18 protein-coding genes and 1 tRNA gene are annotated in these 21,375 nt (G+C 41.2%); 6 read left to right on the top strand and 13 right to left on the bottom strand.

Annotation, left to right across the window (positions count from 1 at the left end; all coding sequences use genetic code 11):
- Nucleotides 1-99: 99 nt before the first annotated feature.
- Nucleotides 100-348 (bottom strand): hypothetical protein, encoded by a 249-nt coding sequence (locus VB693_RS23260; protein WP_323268328.1) that lies wholly within the window; start codon nt 346-348, stop codon nt 100-102.
- Nucleotides 349-419: 71 nt separating this feature from the next.
- Between VB693_RS23260 and VB693_RS23255 the strand changes: the two genes are divergently transcribed.
- The 3 genes from VB693_RS23255 to VB693_RS23245 all read left to right on the top strand — a co-directional run bounded on the left by VB693_RS23255 (nt 420) and on the right by VB693_RS23245 (nt 4,252).
- Nucleotides 420-755 carry a hypothetical protein gene (locus tag VB693_RS23255; RefSeq protein WP_323268327.1) on the top strand — a complete coding sequence of 112 codons (336 nt, stop codon included), beginning with the start codon at nt 420-422 and terminating at the stop codon, nt 753-755.
- A gap of 907 nt (nt 756-1,662) precedes the next feature.
- Nucleotides 1,663-3,672 (top strand): GAF domain-containing protein, encoded by a 2,010-nt coding sequence (locus tag VB693_RS23250; protein WP_323268326.1) that lies wholly within the window; start codon nt 1,663-1,665, stop codon nt 3,670-3,672.
- Nucleotides 3,665-4,252 (top strand): SRPBCC family protein, encoded by a 588-nt coding sequence (locus VB693_RS23245; RefSeq protein WP_323268325.1) that lies wholly within the window; start codon nt 3,665-3,667, stop codon nt 4,250-4,252. The genes VB693_RS23250 and VB693_RS23245 overlap by 8 nt, the downstream gene beginning before the upstream one ends.
- 90 nt (nt 4,253-4,342) lie before the next feature.
- Here the strand turns inward: VB693_RS23245 and VB693_RS23240 are convergent.
- A tRNA-Glu gene (locus VB693_RS23240) sits at nt 4,343-4,415 on the bottom strand.
- Nucleotides 4,416-4,832: 417 nt separating this feature from the next.
- Between VB693_RS23240 and VB693_RS23235 the strand changes: the two genes are divergently transcribed.
- Nucleotides 4,833-6,752 carry a cation:proton antiporter gene (locus VB693_RS23235; RefSeq protein ID WP_323268324.1) on the top strand — a complete coding sequence of 640 codons (1,920 nt, stop codon included), beginning with the start codon at nt 4,833-4,835 and terminating at the stop codon, nt 6,750-6,752.
- On the opposite strand, the gene VB693_RS23230 is transcribed toward VB693_RS23235, so the two are convergent.
- Nucleotides 6,719-7,360: a cytochrome b N-terminal domain-containing protein gene (locus tag VB693_RS23230; RefSeq protein ID WP_190706704.1), complete on the bottom strand. Its 642-nt coding sequence runs from the start codon at nt 7,358-7,360 to the stop codon at nt 6,719-6,721. The genes VB693_RS23235 and VB693_RS23230 overlap by 34 nt on opposite strands.
- 603 nt (nt 7,361-7,963) lie before the next feature.
- On the opposite strand from VB693_RS23230, the gene VB693_RS23225 reads away from it, so the two are divergent.
- Complete coding sequence (locus VB693_RS23225; protein ID WP_323268323.1) at nt 7,964-9,403, top strand: hypothetical protein; 1,440 nt, start codon at nt 7,964-7,966, stop codon at nt 9,401-9,403.
- Between the two features lie 76 nt (nt 9,404-9,479).
- On the opposite strand, the gene petJ is transcribed toward VB693_RS23225, so the two are convergent.
- The 5 genes from petJ to VB693_RS23200 form a co-directional block, all read right to left on the bottom strand.
- On the bottom strand, nt 9,480-9,824 hold the full coding sequence (gene petJ, locus VB693_RS23220; RefSeq protein ID WP_323268322.1) for a cytochrome c6 PetJ: 345 nt from the start codon (nt 9,822-9,824) through the stop codon (nt 9,480-9,482).
- A gap of 218 nt (nt 9,825-10,042) precedes the next feature.
- On the bottom strand, nt 10,043-10,462 hold the full coding sequence (petE, locus tag VB693_RS23215; RefSeq protein ID WP_190706709.1) for a plastocyanin: 420 nt from the start codon (nt 10,460-10,462) through the stop codon (nt 10,043-10,045).
- Nucleotides 10,463-10,907: 445 nt separating this feature from the next.
- Entirely contained in the window at nt 10,908-11,399 is a 492-nt protein-coding gene (gene psbV, locus VB693_RS23210; RefSeq protein WP_190706710.1) for a photosystem II cytochrome c-550, read from the bottom strand.
- A gap of 342 nt (nt 11,400-11,741) precedes the next feature.
- Complete coding sequence (locus tag VB693_RS23205) at nt 11,742-12,578, bottom strand: carbohydrate ABC transporter permease (protein WP_323268321.1); 837 nt, start codon at nt 12,576-12,578, stop codon at nt 11,742-11,744.
- Nucleotides 12,575-13,483 (bottom strand): sugar ABC transporter permease, encoded by a 909-nt coding sequence (locus VB693_RS23200; RefSeq protein ID WP_323268320.1) that lies wholly within the window; start codon nt 13,481-13,483, stop codon nt 12,575-12,577. Before VB693_RS23200 ends, VB693_RS23205 begins: the two co-directional genes overlap by 4 nt.
- Before the next feature lie 69 nt (nt 13,484-13,552).
- Between VB693_RS23200 and VB693_RS23195 the strand changes: the two genes are divergently transcribed.
- On the top strand, nt 13,553-13,789 hold the full coding sequence (locus tag VB693_RS23195) for a hypothetical protein (RefSeq protein WP_323268319.1): 237 nt from the start codon (nt 13,553-13,555) through the stop codon (nt 13,787-13,789).
- A 7-nt stretch (nt 13,790-13,796) separates the two neighbouring features.
- Here the strand turns inward: VB693_RS23195 and VB693_RS23190 are convergent, their stop codons facing one another.
- The 5 genes from VB693_RS23190 to nifV form a co-directional block, all read right to left on the bottom strand.
- Nucleotides 13,797-15,437, bottom strand: coding sequence for a protein kinase domain-containing protein (locus VB693_RS23190; RefSeq protein WP_323268318.1), 1,641 nt, complete (start codon nt 15,435-15,437; stop codon nt 13,797-13,799).
- A 191-nt stretch (nt 15,438-15,628) separates the two neighbouring features.
- Complete coding sequence (locus VB693_RS23185) at nt 15,629-17,404, bottom strand: protein kinase domain-containing protein (protein ID WP_323268317.1); 1,776 nt, start codon at nt 17,402-17,404, stop codon at nt 15,629-15,631.
- Between the two features lie 125 nt (nt 17,405-17,529).
- Entirely contained in the window at nt 17,530-19,080 is a 1,551-nt protein-coding gene (locus tag VB693_RS23180; protein ID WP_323268316.1) for a protein kinase domain-containing protein, read from the bottom strand.
- A gap of 167 nt (nt 19,081-19,247) precedes the next feature.
- Nucleotides 19,248-19,793, bottom strand: a complete 546-nt coding sequence (locus VB693_RS23175) for a GIY-YIG nuclease family protein (RefSeq protein ID WP_323268315.1) — start codon at nt 19,791-19,793, stop codon at nt 19,248-19,250.
- Nucleotides 19,794-19,904: 111 nt separating this feature from the next.
- Nucleotides 19,905-21,035 (bottom strand): homocitrate synthase, encoded by a 1,131-nt coding sequence (gene nifV / locus VB693_RS23170; RefSeq protein WP_323268314.1) that lies wholly within the window; start codon nt 21,033-21,035, stop codon nt 19,905-19,907.
- Between the last annotated feature and the right edge of the window lie 340 nt (nt 21,036-21,375).

Raw genomic sequence — 21,375 nt, 5'->3', positions numbered from 1 at the left:
TATCGAAGATGTCGCCACAGCTTCACTCCTTAATAAAAAACCCCCGCTTCTGATTTAGGTGAGGCGGGGGTAAAAATTTGACCATCATTTTGTTTGGTCTTACCTTGGTACAGCATTTCTCCGTCTGTACCTCCCGCTTGTTACATCTAGTTGTGGTTTGGCATTCAGCCCATCCATGCTGAAATATCTAAAATCATGATTTTCCTCTGTGATTTGCTCATGCTTGTGGCTACCATCGCCCATAAATAAATACTCCACGCCCACAGCAGCTGATTCCCAACTAATGCGATAGTTAGTTGCGCTCCAGAAAGTAGAGATGGGGTAAATGGCTTTCACAGAAAATTTCACCTATTGAACATTTCTTTAAACATACTACACTTGTATTACTATCCTGTCCATACTTTAAAGGAGAAAAATTCATGCACACAATTACTCGCACCCCAACTACCGATATGGAAGTTACTAGCATTCGCTTGGAGCGAGAACTTAAAGAGAAACTCAAAGAAATCGCAGGCAATCAGGGGTATCAAGCTCTCATCCGCAATATTCTCTGGAATTATGTACAGCAAAAATCTGGCGAGTGGAAACCGCGATTTTCAAGAGCCGATATTCGCGCTAGTATAGCCGCCACAGCTCAACAAGAAGAACGTTGTGTACTCACAGGTCAACTCATTCAACCCCAACAACCCATGTTATTAGGACTAACCAAAAACGGCGATATGGTTCCTCTCACTGTCGAGAGTCTAGCCGGATAGTCTGCTATGCAGGTGAATACAGCTTAGTTGCTGCTTGATAAGCTACTAGGTTGTATTCATCACTTTTTTATTAGAAAATTTCTATGTTTATTACTTGACAAATAAATAATTTTAATTTAATTAAGTTAAACACTATAAGTTTAAACACTATAAGTAGAACGACTTGAAAAAACCAAACTATGTTAAGTAATGTAAAAAAACTAGGATTGAGTTCGTAGTAAGGACTTTAGTCCTTTTTTGTTCGCGGAGCGTCCCGCAGGGAACGGAGAGAACGCAGAGAGAACTAAAGTTCTTACTACAAACCTTTAATTATTTACCCTGTTCTACTTAGTAATCTGCTTTAATTTTCCTACTTAATTTGAATAGACAGGGAATAGGGAATCAGCCTTTTTGAGTAGGGGAAGTTTTAAAAATTGGACACAACAAAAAACCCTTTCCCCTCTTTTAACGGCCTATTCCTTCACTTCACCCCACAATTGTGGGGTGCTAAATTCCCAGGTAAGCTTTTTTACAAGCTATCTTACTTAAAAATTTGCTTCGCAACAGTAGTAATGCGGTGAATACATATGAAGTTCTGGTTTGAAATCTAGAGATATCACGGTTTATGTATAGTTCCCAACAAGATATCTTAAGGCAAAAGTTATTGATGAATACTAGACCATCTACTTAAACATAAGTTAGATTAAGTGTTCTCGAAAGTTTTGAGTCTTTCAATGATCATGTATAAATTTTCTTAATATACTGATAATTTGCTCATCTGCAAAATAAAGGGGCTATAACAGAATGATAGAAAATCTTGAAGGAAGATTTGCCATCCATCCGGTATAGCCACACAAATAACGGTGAATAATATGCCAAAAATTTGGGTGCAAGCACAATGGGGTCATTATTCAAGAACAAATCAGGAATGAAAAAGCATTTACTAGTGTCACTACAACGCCCCGATGACCCAGAGAGACTCAAACCATACCCAGTCAAACTGATGCAGCATCAGGAAGAAACAGCCCACAAGTTGGCACAAAAGATTAATCACATCATTGCTAGCCGTCCATCGACAGCATTGATGCTGCCAGAAATTGCCAAATGGATAGGAATGTCCACCAATGTAGATTGTTGCTGCTTAGTTACGGTGACGAGTGAGGACTCAACCGAAGCAACAACCGCTAGTTGGTGTTCGGATGAATATCTAGGAATGCCCCAGCCAGATGAACTATTCTCTGTTGAACAGTTAGTGCTGCAATGTGCTAATGAACCCTTCACGATTGAGGATATTGCCACAATTCGTAATAGTTTAGCAATTGGGTGTCAACAGTTACCATTACCTATCAAAGCGGTGTTAGCAATTCCTACCCGCTTTGGCGGCAAAAATAATGGTGTAATAAATCTGATACAGTTCCAATCCTATGATTGGGGGAATTCAGAAAAACAAATTCTCAACACGATCGCCTCATCCTGTGCGATCGCTTTTTCCCAAGTCACCCAAATACAGTTAATTTCTACCCAGCAGCAATATCTACAAAAAAGCAATCAGCATCAAAGCCTGATCAAGCAATTAACTATACTTAGTCGCAGTAACTTGGAGTTAAATCAAATGCTCCAACTCGCCATAGCATCGACTGCTGAATCTTTACAAGCAGACCGGGGTTTATTAATCCTCCTCAAATATACAGATCCATTATTTAGAACTCGCACTAAAAAACAAATTCCCCAAGCTAAAGCCGACATTGTTGGTGAATGGTGTAGGGACAATCCCAGTCAAACTGAGTCTTTAAATCAATCTTTTGCTCTAGCAGATTGTGCTTTGTGTCAGCGAGCTTTTCTGGAGGGGGGCAAGCCATTGATCATCAATGACTACACGGATTTACAAGATACTACAACCGTTGCCCCATTATTTGCGATTACAGAATTGCCAGCTGTGCTGTTAATGCCGTTAGAAAATCAAGGTAGAATTTTAGGCTTTTTAGTGCTACAGCAAGCAGTAGCTCGTGAATGGCAACTAGCAGAATTAAACTTGGTGGAAATGGTCTGCGCTCAAGTCAGCAATGCCATTATTCAGTCAAAAACACTACGACAAGTCCAGACTTTAGTCGATGAGCGCACCGCCAAACTGCAAACCAGCCTGGAACTACAGGCCAAACTGCATGAAAGAACACGGCAATATGTAGACCAATTGCGGGAGTTGAGTCGGCTCAAAGATGAATTTATGAGCAACATCAGCGATCGCCTGCGTTACCCTCTGACGAATATGATGTTGTCTATCAAGAACTTGCGTCTACCAGGGATTACAGCCGAACGCCAAGACAGATACTTAGAAATTCTCGAAAAAGAATGTTCTAAAGAAATCAACTTAATTAATGACTTGCTCACTCTGCAAAAACTAGAGACGCAGCAAGAACCACCACGCTATGAAAATATTCATGTCAACACGAAAATCCAAGAACTCAGCACTTCTTTGACTGCAAAACTGGTAGAGAAAGGCTTAAGTATAAATTTAGATATACCAGAGCAACCGTTAAAACTTCAAACCGAACTGGAGAGTTTTGACAGAATTCTGCATGAGTTATTAAATAATGCGTATACATACTCAGAGCGGGATACGATTATTCACCTGCACGCCAGTCACCAAGTTAATCAGTTAGTAGATCAAGTTATGATCAAAGTGACTAACACAGGACGTGGCATCTCCCAAGAAGAGGCAACCTATATCTTTGATAGGTTTCGTCGCGGTAGAGGCGGTCGTTGGACACCCGGTACTGGCTTAGGACTCGCTTTAGTGAAATCCTTAGTGCAGCATTTAAATGGAGCGATCGCAGTTGAGAGTACGCCCATACCTGATTCTCAACTCAGTGAAATCTGTTTCACCCTGACTCTGCCCCAATTTTCTGACGAGAACACACCATATTCTGAAAGTGACTAACCAACAAACAAGCACAGAGGACTTTGAACTCGATCCCCATCTTGATCCTGACTTGGGTTTGGTTGCGGATACAGCTAACTTACCCCCAGTAGAAGTCCAAATCGCCAAAGTCGCCGAGCGACAACGACAAATTACGGCTAAAGTTCAAATTCCCCATCCAGTAGAACGAGTCTGGAAGGTATTAACAGATTATGAAGCTTTGACTGATTTCATTCCCAACCTAGCCAAAAGCAGTCTCTTAGAGCATCCTGATGGTGGGATTCGACTCGAACAAATCGGCTCTCAGCGTTTACTCAATTTAAACTTTTGCGCCCGTGTAGTTCTAGACTTGGAAGAATCTTTCCCCAGAGAAATCAACTTCCAAATGGTAGAGGGAGATTTTAAAGGCTTTTCTGGTTATTGGTGTTTAGAGCCTTATGTCCTTGATCAACTAATCGGCACTAATCTCTGCTACAGCATTGAAATTTGGCCAAAATTGACTATGCCGATCACAATTATTGAACGTCGCCTCAGCAATGATCTCAAATCCAATTTGCTAGCGATTTACCAGCGAGTCAATTACCTAGCAAATCAAAAGTAACTATAAAGATTAAGTTCCTACAGAAATCTATCTGTAGGAACTAATTCTTAAATATAGGTGAGACTTTTCAATCTCTTTTAATTTAATCAGTACCCCCAGGGGAATTCGAATCCCCGTTACCTCCGTGAAAGGGAGGTGTCCTAGGCCTCTAGACGATGGGGGCATCAACCTCAGACCTTTTATAAATTAACGGATTTTCCCGATGATGTCAATAGATTTGGCAAAAAAAATTTTTAAGTTCGTCGTAAGGACTTTAGTCCTTCCTTTTTCAGCAATTTAGCCTACCCTGTTAGACACTTATCCCAAAGTACACAGTGAACATCTTCCAAAAGGCAAATTATTCACATCTATCAACAGGTGTATTTTTTTTAGTGTTTAATACTCAGAAAGTTATGCTGATTGTTGGCAACTTGCCATACTCACTCGCCAATATAGCGAGAAATAGAGTATTGTGAAAAACTACGTATGAAAAAAACTCTGAAGTTCACAAAAAATAAATGGTCTAATGTTGTACCCTGTAAAGGGAATCTTCATTATTCTTTACAAAAGATTTTGCAATACATCGCTCAAAATCCATAGCATGGAAGCATCTTTTGAAGTCACCCTCCAGATGGTGATCACTGTCGTTGCAGGTATTAGCGCGCAAGTATTGGCGGCATATTTTCGTGTACCCAGCATCGTCCTATTATTATTCGTGGGTATTTTCCTCGGTTCTGATGGAATTGGGCTATTACATCCCCAGTTACTCGGCACAGGACTGGAAGTAATTGTGGCCTTAGCAACGGCAATTATTCTATTTGAAGGTGGACTAAACCTAGATTTGCGAGAGTTGGGTAGAGTTTCTTTAAGCCTACAACTGCTTGTCACCTTGGGGACACTGGTAACGTTGATTGGTGGGAGCATGGCGGCTCATTGGTTGGGTGAGTTTCCTTGGAATATAGCTTTTCTTTACGCTTCTATTGTCGTGGTGACAGGGCCAACAGTGGTTGGCCCCTTACTCAAACAAATCAATGTAGATCGACAAGTAGCAACACTGCTCGAAGGGGAAGGTGTATTAATCGATCCAGTTGGTGCAATTCTCGCCTTTGTGGTGCTGGACACCATCGTTAATGGTGACGGTGATCCTATCAATGCCATCGTCGGGTTAGTCATGCGCCTTGGTGTTGGTGCGGCGATCGGTGCTGTAGGCGGTTATGTGATGAGCTTGATTTTCAAACGCGCCAATTTTTTGTCATTTGAGTTGAAAAACCTCGTCGTTTTGGCGGTGCTATGGGGTTTGTTTACCCTAGCGCAGATGATTCGCACCGAATCAGGGGTAATGACTACAGTAGTTGCTGGGGCAGTATTTGCTAACTCCTCTGTACCAGAGGAACGCCTCTTGCGCAGCTTTAAAGGTCAACTAACCATTTTAAGTGTTTCTGTACTCTTTATTCTGCTAGCGGCTGATTTATCTATTGCCAGTGTGTTTGCTTTAGGTTGGGGCAGTTTATTTACTGTTTTGGTGTTGATGTTTGTCGTTCGCCCCATTAATATCCTGTTGTGTACTGGGAACAGTGACTTAAATTGGCGACAGAAATTATTTTTAAGCTGGGTTGCGCCTAGAGGTATTGTTTCCGCCTCAGTCGCTTCCTTGTTTGCGATTTTGTTGACCAAACATGGAATTAATGGTGGTGATGCAATTAAAGCTTTGGTCTTCCTGACAATTATCATGACAGTGGTTTGTCAAGGATTGACGGCTGGCTGGGTTGCTAGATGCCTACAAATCACCTCTCAAGACGCTAAAGGTGCGGTAATTGTCGGTTGTAATCCCTTAAGTCTATTAATTGCCCGTTTCTTTCAAGAACGGGGGGAAAATGTTGTACTCATCGATACTGAACCAGAATTTTTAGCTCAAGCTGAAGCTCAAAATATCAGAGTAATTGCTAGCAGTGCGCTGGATGCTGAGGTGTTGGAAGAAGCAGGACTAGCTTCGATGGGGACTTTCTTAGCGATGACTAATAATGGTGAGGTGAATTTTGTTTTGGCGCAACGAGCCGCCGAGGAATTTAATCCTCCAAGGGTTTTAGCTGTTTTTCCCCGTGACCCCCAAGCTAATAATTCCGCTAATAATAAAGTTCACCAAGCTTTTGTCTCGGATTTGGCAATTAAAACTTGGAATGAGTATCTCAGTAATGGACGGGTAAAATTAGGGACAACTACACTCAATAAAGCAGAATTTGCTACCCAAAAGGAACGTATCCAAGAAAAAATTCGGACTGGAGTTTTAGTCCCGTTGTTGGTAGAAAGAGCAGCACGTCTCCAGATTACGCCAGCCAACCAAGAGTGGGAAGTAGGCGATCGCATTATCTACCTATTGCATGACCCCAGACCGAACCTGTTAAAACGCTTATCTGGTGCTAGTCAGTCTACGCCTCTAGTTCTAGAAAAGTTACCGGAGTTGGAAGAACTACCTTTAACAAAATTGGCTCAACTTTCTGCTAGTGATGCACCTGCAAGTTGAATTTTCTCCTCGGCTTGTTCTGCATACATTTGCTGTTCTTGCCACAATAAAGCTGCCAAATGCACCACAGCTAAAATAATTGCCCCTAGAGAAATTATGTAGCTGTGCAGGGTGTATAAATGTTCAACCGTAATGCTGCTAATTGCTCCACCACCTGTAAGAATATCTCGCAGTTGTGAACCAATCACAGGAATAGCTTGGATCTTGCCTAGCTCAATGTTAAACCGCCAGTAACCTTCTTGAGTCCAATCGAGGATCATGGCTGTCCAATCTAGCGCGATCGCACTCAAGGTAAATAAAATCCCACTTACCCAAGCAAATAGCCAACTCCGGCGAAATTGCCGTCCTAAAAACATGATGACAATCTGCACCAGAGCGATCGCAATCATCGCATTACCTGCAATATCATGCGCTCTATGGAACAGCCAACCATAGGAAACCTCTGTATCAATCATTCTCAAAGAGTTATAAGCCCCGCCGGCTGTCGGTTCGTAATAAAAAGACAACAAAATGCCAGTAGAGACATAAATCAGGCATAGAGAAAGAATTACGACCGATAATATCGTGGCGATTCGCCGCAAAATCCTATCAAACTGGGTGCTTTGCATAGCTCACCCCTCCTAATTATTGGATTAATGATATATTTTTATTACAATTCTAACTAAGATTTATTAAAAATAATAACTAAAAATCAATTTCTCTCTGTGCCTCTGTGCCTCTGTGCTAAAAGCCCTATGCTACCGTCACCTGTCTTTTTCAGAAGAAATAGCAAAACAGGCAACATTTCCTGATGTGGTAGCTATGGTAATATATCTCGGCTTGCCGATATTCATCACCACAGCTTGAGTTTTCTTTCAGAAGTGCAACTAGTGACTAATCTTTGGTTTTGAGCAAATAGACTTATGCTCTTAGACTGATGCGATCGCCCTGACTAGTAACTACCCTATGCTTAAGCTGAAATGGTGCGGGATGGTGCAACGCATAACAATGGAAATTTCTGAGTGAGCATCTCATTAACCAGCTCATCAGCCAGTGCAACCAAGAAAACGCGTGATAGCTTAAAAAATTAAAGAGTGGAAAAAGTTTCCATGATCGTGTTTTGCGCGTCAACATGGACAGCTATGATTTTTCCAAGGGACGCATTTATTACAATCAAGATAAAATTTCTTTGCTAGTCAACTGCAACCGAGCCGAGTGAACGATTAACAGCTATGTCTTACGTCTCCCTGATAAAAAATATACCAGAATTTCTCAGCCAACCAACTGGGATAGCAGCAATAGCCTCTGTCGGCATTCACGGTGCTATTGCATTGATTGTGCCATTGATGCCTGTAGATTCTAACCAACCGAAAGAATCATCTACACAAAAAACAGTTGGAGTCTTAGAACTCAGCCAAGCTGACCAAAGTCGGCTACCACAGACACCAGAGATGAACTCAGTTGCACTACAACCACAAGTGCCTTTACTACAAAATCAATTTCCTCAACAACCGCAACTGAGCAATCCACCTAATCTGGATACCCAGACAACAGTCTTAGCTCCTTTGCCACCACCTGTCAATACACCGCTATCAATGCCACCGCTTGCGACAATTCCTGAAAATTATTATCGCACACCCTCTTTTCCACAACGTCAGGCTTTGCGGGTATCTCCCAAGAGAAATTTCCAATTTGATAATTCTACCTTCAATCCGGCTAATAATAAATTCGCTCGTGTCACACCTCCTAGTTTTGATAACAAGGAGATAGTTCCAGAAGCCTCAAAACCTCTATCTGTAGACAAATTGCCAGAATTGAGTGCAGCGACACTACCAAACGATTTGCCTGCGACTCAACCTGTTACGCCACCTGCTATTACTACACCCAATAACAATCAAGCCAATACACAACTTGGTGGTAATGCAGCTAAACTCACTCCCATTACTGAGACTCCCAAAGTAGGAGATAATTTAGCCCTTGCCAATCCAAGCATACCCAAATCAGAGCAAGGAAATACCCCCAATCTGAATAATTTGCCTTCAAAGCAAGCTGAAATTGGTGAAATTGCTCAGGTAAACTCATACGAAAATTTGAGAAAAGCACTTCAGCAGCAATACCCCAACTCGCAGGAAAAAGCAGTTATTCGGAGCATTATCCCTACAGAGAAACCAGGTCTTGACAGTACACTATTAGGTGTCTTAGTGGTAGACCCCGAAGGTAAAGTGTTAGATATCAAGTTTCAAGACAGGTCAGTTTCTCCTGAACTAGAACTGAAAGCAAGGCAATATTTTAATCGAAACAAGCCTAAAGCTGATCAGCAAATCAGCCGTTATCCATTTAGCTTGCGTTTTCAACATGGCAGCAGTGTTACAGATGAAACGAGTCAAGAAAAAGCTCCGGCTGTAGTTATTCCCAATTCAGGTAATAATCCGGGTGTCAATAATAGTCAACCTACACCTAAACCCGAAGCTAAATCAGAGCCTTTACCACAACTACAAATCAACAAAAATCAACCTGCATCGAATGCAGTCATAAAAGCACCTTCTGAGCAGACTGTAAACAAAGATGATTTATCATCCTCGCTAGAATCTGGTCAAGACCTGATACAGAAGTTGCAAAATTTGCGTGAGGCTAGACAGCAAAAGCAAAACTCTAATCCTTCAAAGCCATAAAATTAGCTAATTGATTCATAAAACTTAAGAACCTCGGTGTCGCAGAGAAACCGAGGTTCTCTAAGTATGGGAATATTCACCAACCTTTCTCGGCTTTTTGGAAGACGTAAGCAGCCACCGCTAGAATTTCTTGCTCACTTAACTTCTTCTTGAAGGCAGGCATAGCATTTTTACCATTTTCTACTTGATGAATAATTGCCTGTATGGAGTCAGTATTATAATTGTCTAGATACTTTGACAGTGCTTCTCTTTGCAAGGTTTTGTGGGAAATTAGAATATTACCGCCACCTATATGACAAGCAGCGCAGTTATTCTGAAAAATTTTAGCACCTGGGGATATTTCTGCTGCTAGAACTGGATTAGTAAATGTAAGTTTAAGTATAGCGATCGCCACGAATAAAATTAATAAGACTATTTTCAAAATATTTTCCTCAGAACCAAGCTTTGGCAATTGCAACGCTTTGATTGCTCAACCGTCCCACCCACAAAGGGATGGGGTTTTACGCATCACGTCTCATAAAATTTGTGGTGACTAGTCATATTACCCTCTAACTAAGGGGGAATATGACTAGTCACCACTATTAATTTATAGTATTGCTCTTGGCTAATTTAGCTGTGGAGCATGGAAAATCATTTGGTCTAGCCTTCGACAATGATTTTACCGACCATACCAGCACCCCGATGAGGTTCGCAGTAGAAGGTGTATTCCCCAGCAGGAGCATCTGCGGCGAAGGTAGTTGTTTCTTTTTGGCCAGGACTCATCATCAACTGTTTATGAGACAGTGCTTTAGCTAAATCAGCACTTTTAGCAGGGTTGAGGCCAGAATCAAAAACAACGTTGTGGGGAGGTACTTTGTTGTTTAACCATTCAATAGTATCGCCTGGTTTAATTGTCAACTTTGCTGGCTCAAATGCCAACATTCCTTTATCAGTACCCAGTTTAACTGTATATGTTTCAGCCGCAGCACTAGGCGTGAAGATGGCGACACTGCTCACAACTAAAACAAGTGTCAATACAGCCAGACTAAAGCGTCTCCAGCTTGCCGCAATTAATTTCATAGCGTTCTCCTAGATAAAGAGTTTTCATTTTCCTGATCTCATTTTAAATAAAATCAAGACCAAATATGACAAGTTGTCGTAGATAGAAGTTTTTTTTTGAAGAAAAGCCAGAAATCAATAGTAAAAACTTAACTAAGAGCTATATTTTTATATTTTTTCAAAATACTGTTGAGCCTTGTATGTATAGCAAAAATTCCGAGTTCTGGATTCTGAGTTTTGGGTAAACTAGGAAATAATGATGAGAAATCAAATACGATCACTCAATAAGATTCCTGGTCTTATTACTCAAAACTCAGAACTCAAAACCGGCTAAACGCCGCGCTACCGCTAACAGCGAGAAGTTGCAAAGAGGGTCTCCCTCTCTTACGAGACGCTTACGCGAACCGGGCAAACTTCGGTGACTCAAAACCGGCTAAACGCCGCGCTACCGCTAACAGCACTGAATTTAGTAGTAGATTTTACCACCACCCCATTTGTCGCCCAGAATCTTGGGCTGTAGAAGGATATGACCTGCGATCGCTTTCAGGTCATCGTCGGTCAGATTTCGCATTTCTGTGAAAATATCTGCGCTCTTGATGCTGGGGTGTAATTCGGAAATTTCCTCTTCCCCGTCGTAGGTGGTGGGATTTTTCATGTAATCTACCAAACCTTCAACGTTGTCACGCTTAGGTGTTGCTAAAGCCAATGCTTCTGGTTCAAGCCCTACGTTCTGGTTGGTCTTAGTTACACCACCGACGTGACATTGCGCGCAAGCGTACTGAAATAACCGTTTACCTTCTTTGACTTGTTTTAAACTCAGTGTAACGTTATCACCCTGAGCATTTAATTTCACTGTTCTGGTAGCTTCGTCTAGTTCCACTGCTGTTGCGCTACCGATAACCAACTGAAACGTCAGTAAAATAGTAGCGGCAACAACGCCAATAAGTCTTCTAAACATGTTTCCCCTTAAAGATTTTGACGCTCAACACAGCTAAAAAAGTGATACTCAATCTCTAGGATTAGCACAGAAAAACCTTTGGCTACAGTCACACTGTAGTCTACTGATATCTCTGCAATCGCTAGGTTTGCAAAACCCATAATGTGTGTTAGCTAACAGATAGAGATTAAGTCGCTGTAATACCAATATCATGTTCAGAGTGCAATTTGTTGCCCAAAATCTGGAATGGGGGATCAGGGAGTGCTGTTAGCGGTAGCTCGGCGTTTAGCCGGTGTTGTTAGCGGTAGCGCGGCGTTTAGCCGGTGCTGAGTGCTGATGAGAGAATACTTGCTCAACTCCTATTCATCCCTTACCACCTGTGAAGGTGGCACTTTGGATGAAGTAACGGTTAAAAAAGGCGTAAATACATAAGGCTGGTAGGGTAAAGACCATAGAGGCGGCCATGATGTAGTTCCAATAGCTGATGTACTGTCCTTTGAAGGTGTTTAAACCTAGGGGGAGAGTAAACATTTCTGGGTCGAATAAGATGACTACTGGTAGTAAAAAATTATTCCAACTACCCATAAACACAAAAACCGCCTGTGCTGCTAAGGCTGGTTGGGCTAGAGGTAAAATAATATGCCGGAAAATCCCAAAGGTGTTTAAGCCATCGAGTTGTCCGGCTTCTTCTAGCTCTTTAGGAAAATTAACAAAAAACTGCCGCATCATAAATATAAAAGTAGCGTTGACCATACTAGGCACAATCATGCCTTGATAAGAATTGAGCCAACCTATCGCTTTCAATATCAAAAATGTGGGAATTAGAGTAATTTGTGCGGGTACAGCTAGGACTGCCAAAATCAAGAAGAACCAGAAATTTCTCCCAGTGAAGCGTAGTCTAGCTAAGGCATAACCAGCCATAGAATTAAACAGTAAGTTTAACCCCGTGACGCTGACAGCAATTAATACACTGTTGAACAACCAGCGTAAAAATAGAGGTTCTTGTAAGAATATTTGCTTGTAGTTGTCAAAGGTAAAATCTTTGGGAAAAAAATTAAGTTCCCCCCCAATAATCTCAGAAAGGGGCTTAAATGATGCTGACAAAGCCCACAGAAAGGGAATTAAGGTAATAACTGCATAGATAGCGAGGACTATATATAACAGTCCCTTGAGCCAGGAAAAGCTAGAGATATTTTTCACCTTCTTTCTCCTCCAAACAGTCGCCGTTGTAGCAGTGTCACGGCAATGATCACTACTGCTAATAAAAAGGCGATCGCAGCAGCATATCCCATCTGTAAATAGCGAAACACAGTTTGATAAATCAGCAGCACAACAGTCAGAGTGGCATTATTTGGCCCACCAGTCCCACCAGAGAAAATATAAGACTGATCAAATAATTGAAAAGTCCCAATTATGCCTATTGCTACCACAAAGAAAGTCACAGGTTGCAGTAAGGGAATAGTAATGTAAATAAATTTTTGCCACCCATTAGCCCCATCAATTTCTGCTGCTTCATAAATTTTTTGAGGAATATCTTGTAATGCTGCCAAATATATGACCATATAAAATGGTGCAGTTGACCAAATATTCATAATCATGATGCCTTTAAGAGCAACTGATGGATCACCCAACCAATTGTAAGTAGGTAGTCCTATAAAGGCGAGAAAATTATTTAGTAATCCATCAGTGTTATAAATCCACATAAAGATGAGGGTTAGCACCGCCGAAGATGTAACGGTAGGCAAAAAGTAGAGAATACGCCACCAATTTTGAGCATGAATCCCAGAATTTAAGGTTACGGCTAAAACCAATGCCAAGATAGTTTGGCTGGGTACAACAATTGCGACATATTCGGCTGTATTTTTCAGCGCAATTCCAACTCTGGTATCTGTAAATAGTCGCTGGAAATTACGAAATCCAATAAACTCATAATCAATACCGCCTAAAAGTTGCACTTTGTGCAGGGAAAGAAACACAGCGTAGAGAATAGGCAGTAATACGAAAGTTCCTAAAACCAGAATGGTAGGCATCATGAACATATACCCTGCGATGGTGTCTTGGATGTTCCATCTGCGGCTTCTTCTGTACCTGCGTTCTAGAAACACAATTAAACCTCCATCTCAACTGCTATTCAGTCGATTGTAGCGATGAAGAATACGAAATACTTGTGGCCTATGGCGAAGAATACTCCTGGTAGTCTCGATAGCCTTACTCCAGTTAATCTAGATGATCCTTTTGCTAATGCTGCTACATATGGTTCAGCTATCAAGACAGACTTCAATAATATACAAGTTGGTGATATTTTCTGTTTTAACTGGGATCTTACACTCGCATTTGATGAAGAACGCAGAACTTTTGACGCTGACAAAGCTTTTGTGACTATTAATGGTGCAATTACTCTTGTTTGTTGACAGATTACTATCTAGCACCATTGATAATCCATCTACTATTCTCTGCATCCCATAACAGAGAGAAGCGCACAGGATTAGATGATTGATTACCAGCTTTCATGAAATATGTCAACCGAGTAGTAACTGTAGCTGTTTCTGTATTCGCTTCTACTAAATTGACGTTCTCAACATTAACGCTTTGTACCTGTCCTCCCCACCACTCCACGTAAGATAGATAGCCTTTGGGGTGCAGCTTGCTATTTTGAAAGCTGGGAGATAGCATATTCCAGGCAGTTTTATACTCACCCTGATTGATAGTTGCATAATAATTCTCAATTGCTTGTTCTGGTGAGGGTCTTTCAACTACTGGAGTTTGAGATGATGTATTCTCTTCTGGTTCTGATGTAGTGGGTTCAACAGGTGGTAAATTTTTGGTGACAGGAGGATTTACCTGTGGTGCAGTATTTTGAGTTGTTTGCTGATTTGTGGCTGTTTCAGGTACTTGAGGGGTAGGTGTCGGTTCTACATTTTGGCTGGTGTTGCTGTTGGTTGTAGATTCATTAGAAGATGTTGTTGACTGTGCTACTGGTTGATTTGGTCTAGTCAAGGCGAAACCAATTAAGACAGATGCACCAACTAAACCCCCAGCAATTAAACTACCAAGTACAACTCCCCGATTACTATTGCTCTGATTTACAGGTTGAGACGATGGGGACGATGCTGGACTGACGGCGACAGTATTGGATAATGTTGCAGCAGGTGGAACTGTAGCTATTTGTGGTTGTTGATAAGGAACGGTTGGGGGAGTTTGTGGTTGTTGATAAGGAACAGTTGGAGGGAAGGTGGCTGCACCTAATTGCAAGGCTTCTAACATTTCCCTAGCGGTGGCGAAGCGTTCTCTGGGGTGGTAGGCGATCGCGCGATCAATCACACCTGCTAATGTAGGACTGACACTCAAGGCGTGTGTGCGCCAGATAATTTCCCCACTCCTGGGATCTGTCTCTAATTCCTGTGGCTGTTTCCCCGTCAGCAAATAAATTGTTGTCATCCCCAAACTATATATATCACTGGAATACATCGGTCTACCTGCGGCTTGTTCACTGGGCATATAGCCTGGTGTCCCAATCACAATCGAGCTGGTAGGATCACCTTGGGAATTAACTACTGTTCCCATAGATTCCCTTACTGCACCAAAGTCAATCAGTACAGGTTTGCCATCCCGATGACGCAGAATAATATTATCTGGTTTAATATCGCGATGAATGATCCGCTTAGAATGGACGTACTCTAAGACGGGTAATAGATTCACGAGAATGTCTTTAACCGCGCTTTCGCTGAATATGCCTTGTTGACGAAATTTGGCTGTGAGTGTATCCCCTTGCACCCACTCTTGGATCACATAAAATTGCCCATCCGATTGAAAATAAGCATATAAAGTGGGAATTTGATCTGTATAACTCCCCAAGTCTTCTAAAATGGCCGCTTCCCGTTGAAAACGCTCTTGTACTAGTTGGTAAATCTGGGGATTATGGTGAATAGGTTTAAGCTGTTTCACTACGCAGCGACGGCTAGATGGCATTTGGGTATCTTCTGCCAAGAATGTTTCCCCAAATCCACCACTACCCAAAGTTTGAACTACTCGATAGCGATTGTCTAGCAGCGTTTCCATAAGTCGGTGTCAGTCAGGACGAGGGTGTTTACGGTATACTTTAACTCATTTAGTCTAGTTAACTATACTAATAATTTATGCGAATTGATGTAACTGCGTATTTTGTATTTCTAATTTTACTGTTGATGCGATCGCTAATTAAATCAGTGGATAGATTCATTCATGGGGATACCCCAAACCCCATACCCTTCTTACAGCCTTTCTGTTTTATCAATCAGCCATAATGGAGATGATGTTTCTCTCTTTAAAAAGAAACGGAGAGATTGAGATATGTTTCTGCCTGATGTTGTGGAATAAGAAACTTGAGCATCTATAGTTGCTGTGTCATTACTTAATTCTTGACTAGTCAGTTGTTGAATCTCTGCATATTTGACTTGTTGCCACCAATCTCTAAATGAATTGAAACCAGTAGTATTTTGATTTTCTTTTGATAGATAATTCCAGGCAGCTTCATATTCACGTCGATTTATATGTCCGTAAAAATCTTGGATAACTTTCTCTGGTGATGGTCTTGTTGCAGGAATTACTGTAACTTGAAAAACTTGCCCATTACGTTCTACTTCAATTGACAAAGGATTGCCGATTGTGCTATTTGCTATTAATTTTAGTGCTTCTTCATCTGTAGCAACAATTTGATTATCAATATTGCGAATTACATCACCTACACGCAATCCCCCAATAGAAGCTGGATATCCCGGAACGACTGTAAATACTAAAACTCCATTATTTAATGTAATCGGAACGCCTAAACGACTGCTGAAATTTTCTCGATTTTCTGGTGTCAGTGTCACCATTTGAAAACCCAAATAAGGTTTCTCCGTTGATGTTGTTGTTGATGTTCGTGTAGGTGTCTGCGGTTCAGCCGTAGGGGTTTCACTAGGTAGGCTGGAGATGGGAGTTGAAATTGTGGGTTGTTCAGTAGGTACAGGCGTAGACACATCTACTGTTTGCGGTTGTTGGTTATTGTTGTTGGCGAAACTAATAATCGCCACCGCAGCAATCAAACCACCAGTAATTAAACTCCCCACCAAAATTCTTTGTTTACCATTACTTTGATTTGCAGGTTGAGGAGAAACGGCTGGACTGACAGAAATTGTTTTTTCAGGTATGCTTTGGGGTGTTCCTACTGTCGGGGGAAAGGCGGCTGCACCTAATTGCAAGGCTTGTAACATTTCCCTGGCGGTAGTGAAGCGTTCTCTGGGGTGGTAGGCGATCGCGCGATCGATCACACCTGCTAATGTAGGACTGACACTCAAGGCGTGTGTACGCCAAATAATTTCCCCATTCCTGGGGTCTGCGTCTAATTCATGCGGCTGTTTCCCAGTCAGCAAATAAATTGCTGTCATCCCCAAACTATATATATCACTGGAATACATTGGTCTACCTGCGGCTTGTTCACTGGGCATATAGCCTGGTGTCCCAATCACAATCGAACTGGTAGGTAACCCTTGTGAATTGAATACTGTTCCCATAGATTCCCGCACTGCACCAAAGTCAATCAGTATAGGTTTGCTATCCCGATGGCGCAGAATAATATTGTCTGGTTTAATATCACGGTGAATGATCCGTTTAGAATGGACGTACTCTAAGACGGGTAATAGATTCACGAGAATGTCTTTAACTGCGCTTTCACTAAATACACCTTGTTGGCGAAATTTAGCTGTGAGTGTATCACCTTGCACCCACTCTTGGATTACATAAAATTGCCCATCCGATTGAAAATAAGCATATAGGGCAGGTATTTGGTCATTATAGCTGCCTAAATCTTCTAAAATGGCCGCTTCTCGTTGAAAACGCTCTTGTACTAGTTGGTAAATTTGCGGGTTATTGTGTATCGGTTTAAGCTGTTTCACCACGCAGCGACGGCTAGATGGCATTTGGGTATCTTCTGCCAAGAATGTTTCCCCAAATCCACCGCTACCCAAAGTTTGAATTACTCGATAGCGATTCTCTAGTAGCGTTTCCATAAGTTGCTAGACACAGGGGTAATAATTTTTTGTTTTAAAAATTGCCACTAAAAATGCTGATGAGTAAAACCCATCAGGGATAATCAGGTTGACGTGATTACTTTTAACTACATACGCACTAGGGCTTATTTCTTAAAATATCTTAAATTATTACGGTCTTGATATCTAGCAATATAAGCTGCATTATTCTGCTCTAATCTTGAGAGTAGGTTTCCCGGAAATTCTTTTGGTGAGTATAAAGGACGATACCAAGGTTGGTTGTTAAAGTAATTCTGGATTCCAGGATTGTTAAAACGGCGACCGTGAACGGCGAAAACTGTATTTCGCATAATATCTAGCTCAAAGCCAGTTTTACCAGCTAAATCTGCATCAGTAACAGCTCTTTCGGAAAGCCAAAAATAATTGTTAGTAGTTGGTAAGTCTGACTGTTCTAATGGTGGTCTTTCGACATCTGGAGGTAGTTGAGGTTGAGGATTTTCTGGAGAGTTAGCGGGGTTAGCTTTGCGCGAGGAACGAATTTCCCGCAACGTCTCGACTAGGGATGGTGACGCTGCTACAGGTGTTGTCACAGGAGTAGAAGTTGCAATAACTTGGGGTGTGACCGAAGATGTAATATTTTGGTTGGCTAAGGGTTGCGGCGATTTTGTTAATACTTGACCAATAATCACAGAACCACCTATTAACCCGCCTGCAATCAAACCGCCAATCAAAATCGCATTCTGATTATTACCTGAAGTTGGCGGCTGAGTACTAGTGGGAATTGTGTTAGGCGTTGGTGTGGTGGCTAATGGTTGTGTAACGGGGATGTCTGCTAAGGGTCTGGTGACTGCTTGAGTTGGTGGTATGGTGTTGGCTAAACCTTGCAAAGCCTCTAGCATGGATTTTGCTGTGGGGAAGCGATCGCGGGGATGGTAGGCGATCGCACGATCAATTACACTGGCAAGAACAGGACTAATATTCTGTGCGTAATTACGCCAAATAATTTCGCCTGTTTGCGAGTCGGTCTCTAATTGTTGTGGCTGCATCCCCGTCAACGAATAAATCGCGGTCAGCCCTAAACTATACAAATCACTAGAATAAACTGGTCTACCTGCGGCTTGTTCGCTGGGCATATACCCAGGTGTACCAATGACAATCGAACTGGTAGGTAACCCTTGTGAATTTACTACTGTCCCCATTGATTCCCGCACTGCACCAAAGTCAATTAGTACAGGTTTCCCATCTCGATGGCGTACCATGATATTATCGGGCTTAATATCACGGTGGACAATTTGCTCGGAGTGGACGTAATCCAGAATAGGTAAGACATTCAGCAATATTTCCCGGACTGTATTCTCACTTAATCGCCCTTGTTGTTGAACTTTGGCTGTGAGTGTATCCCCTTCAACCCACTCCTGCACTAAATAAAATTGCCCATCCGCAACGAAATAAGCATATAAGGACGGTATTTGGTCAGTTTTCCCACCCAGTTCTTCTAAAATTGCCGCTTCTCGTTGAAATCGTTCTTGAACTAACTGATAAATCTGGGGATTATTTTGAATTGGTCTAAGTTGTTTCACCACACACCGCCGCTTAGACGGCATATAACTATCTTCTGCTAGATAGGTTTCGCCAAAGCCACCAGCCCCCAATGTGCGAATCACTTGATAGCGATCGTTTAACATTTGTATAGTCATATTTTATTTTATTTCAACATAATTCGTAACTGGTAATTAAGATGATATAGTTCCCAAGCTAAGTTCTAAAATTAGCATTTTTAAATTAGTTGTGGTCTAAATCTTAAAATAATTCAATTACGAATTACGAATTACGTTAGCGGAGCGGGACGTTAGTCCATTACGAATTATTTTAAATCCAGTAATCCTGTTTCTTTTAACTTAGGATTGAACCGAATTTGTGTTTTTAATCCACGCAATTCTAAAGCTGCTAGAATTTCTGTTTCTAATCTTCTGGCTGCATTTTTAATGATTTTCATTTGCGTGAGTTCATCATTAGTCGGTTTTTGATAATTAGCCTCTTCTTCCGGTGTCATTATTGTTTTAACATCAATAGGCTGCGTCCATACGGCTTTTTGTTCCCCATTTCCTACAGGAAGACTACCATTTTCAGCTATCCAAGCCTGCTCAATATTTTCTAAAATTGTCCGACTAGGACGTTCAATTGTTTCTACTTGCACCCAATAACATTGTTGGGGTTGACGAACTAAATGCTGTCTGAGACTTAAGTAAACATCACGAGAGTAACCAACAAATTGCAGTTCTCTTTCCTGATTAAAGATGGCATATACTCCAATTTTTCCCTGTAAATCTTCAGGTAATTGACCATTTTCATCAATGTAAGGAATATATTCTAAAGCTGTGAGGGTAGGTAGATTCGTTTCGTTAGTCATACTTAATTCAAGTTAGGGAATGGAAAATGGGTAATTGGGACTAGCAAAAGCAGAGGGTTAGAGAAGATTTTACCCCATTCCCTATACCCCATTTTCAAAACAGTATTGATTTCAACTAGCCTGTGATTGTTGTTGTGTTTGAACTAAATACAAGAGTTCTTGTGTAGTCAGACTACGTTTTTTTTGGACTGATTCTTCTCGTACTGCATCTAAAAGAGATTGGGTGTCTTTAGGGTTGAGAATAATGCCGTGTTGCTGCAATATGCTAGATAAAAGATGTTTACCAGAATGCTTACCAATGACTAAACGTCGAGAATTACCTACTTCTTCTGGTGCAAATGGCTCGTAAGTGTTGGGGTTTTGCAGTACCCCGTGAGCATGAATACCTGATTCATGAGCGAAGTTATTTGTTCCCACTACGGCTTTCCAAGGTGGTAAATCATAACCAGATGCAGATGCTACCAGTCGAGACATTTCGATTAATCGTCGTGTGTCAATATTTAAATCATAGTGATACAAGTGTTTCAGAGCCATCACAACTTCTTCTAAAGCTGCATTCCCAGCCCTTTCACCTAAACCATTAACTGTAGTATTTATTGATAAAGCACCTGCTTTGATGCCGGCTAAAGCGTTGGCTGTTGCCAACCCAAAATCATTGTGAGTGTGCATTTCTACTGGTATAGCCAAAGATGTGACTAGTTGTTTGATTTTGGTGTAAGTTGTAAAAGGTTCGAGAATGCCTACTGTGTCACAATAGCGAAACCGTGATGCACCCCATTCTTGGGCAGACAGCACTACGTCTAAAAGGAACTTTTCTTCGGCTCTGGAAGAGTCTTCTCCCCCTACAGAGACAAAAAGACCTTGATCTAGGGCAAAATTCACACTATCTTTGAGTTTTTGTAGCACTAATTGCCATTGCCCTTGGAATTTGGCGTTAATTTGGATTGCAGAGACGGGAATTGATATATGTACGCGTTGTAACCCACAAGCTATGCAAGCTTGAATATCGGCAATTACAGCGCGATTCCAACCCAATAACTTGGCTTGTAAACCTAACTCACAAATTGCTGCTATGGCGTTCTGTTCCGCCTGACCCATAGCCGGAATGCCTACTTCAATTTCATCAACGCCAATTGTATCCAGAAATGTGGCGATCGCTATTTTTTCTTCTAAGTTAAAAACAACACTAGCTGCTTGCTCACCATCACGTAATGTAGTGTCATTAATCAAAACTGGGTTCATTTTTATGGGTGATGACTGTTAAATATTTATAGTAATTTATTATGCCTGTCAGTGTTACCGATTATGAAAAGATTATTATACTCAGCATTACTATAAATACTTAGCCAATGTTATTAGTAAATTAACTCTATATTGTTTCTGGAAGATCATAGAAATTGTACTAATTTAGTAACTGCGATCGCTCCCAGAAAATTACTACATTCAAGTTATTTTTTACCTATTTATTTTATCTGTAGAAATTCGTTTATTCCTTTTCTGATTGGCCTGCGATCGCCTATCTATTATTATGTATCAAGCCTAACAAAATGATATAAGACTCATATAGGACTAGTATTTGATT

This window comes from Anabaena sp. UHCC 0399, assembly GCF_034931465.1.
Lineage (GTDB): Bacteria > Cyanobacteriota > Cyanobacteriia > Cyanobacteriales > Nostocaceae > Trichormus > Trichormus minutissimus.
This window is presented reverse-complemented; position numbering and strand designations above follow the sequence as displayed.

Bases quoted from the DNA above. Each gene is read 5' to 3' on its own strand.
- VB693_RS23255 (WP_323268327.1), top strand. From the start codon at position 420: ATGCACACAATTACTCGCACCCCAACTACCGATATGGAAGTTACTAGC.
- VB693_RS23250 (WP_323268326.1), top strand. From the start codon at position 1,663: ATGAAAAAGCATTTACTAGTGTCACTACAACGCCCCGATGACCCAGAG.
- VB693_RS23235 (WP_323268324.1), top strand. From the start codon at position 4,833: ATGGAAGCATCTTTTGAAGTCACCCTCCAGATGGTGATCACTGTCGTT.
- VB693_RS23230 (WP_190706704.1), bottom strand. From the start codon at position 7,360: ATGCAAAGCACCCAGTTTGATAGGATTTTGCGGCGAATCGCCACGATA.
- VB693_RS23225 (WP_323268323.1), top strand. From the start codon at position 7,964: ATGTCTTACGTCTCCCTGATAAAAAATATACCAGAATTTCTCAGCCAA.
- petE (WP_190706709.1), bottom strand. From the start codon at position 10,462: ATGAAATTAATTGCGGCAAGCTGGAGACGCTTTAGTCTGGCTGTATTG.
- psbV (WP_190706710.1), bottom strand. From the start codon at position 11,399: ATGTTTAGAAGACTTATTGGCGTTGTTGCCGCTACTATTTTACTGACG.
- VB693_RS23195 (WP_323268319.1), top strand. From the start codon at position 13,553: ATGGCGAAGAATACTCCTGGTAGTCTCGATAGCCTTACTCCAGTTAAT.
- VB693_RS23190 (WP_323268318.1), bottom strand. From the start codon at position 15,437: ATGGAAACGCTGCTAGACAATCGCTATCGAGTAGTTCAAACTTTGGGT.
- VB693_RS23185 (WP_323268317.1), bottom strand. From the start codon at position 17,404: ATGGAAACGCTACTAGAGAATCGCTATCGAGTAATTCAAACTTTGGGT.
- VB693_RS23180 (WP_323268316.1), bottom strand. From the start codon at position 19,080: ATGACTATACAAATGTTAAACGATCGCTATCAAGTGATTCGCACATTG.
- VB693_RS23175 (WP_323268315.1), bottom strand. From the start codon at position 19,793: ATGACTAACGAAACGAATCTACCTACCCTCACAGCTTTAGAATATATT.
- nifV (WP_323268314.1), bottom strand. From the start codon at position 21,035: ATGAACCCAGTTTTGATTAATGACACTACATTACGTGATGGTGAGCAA.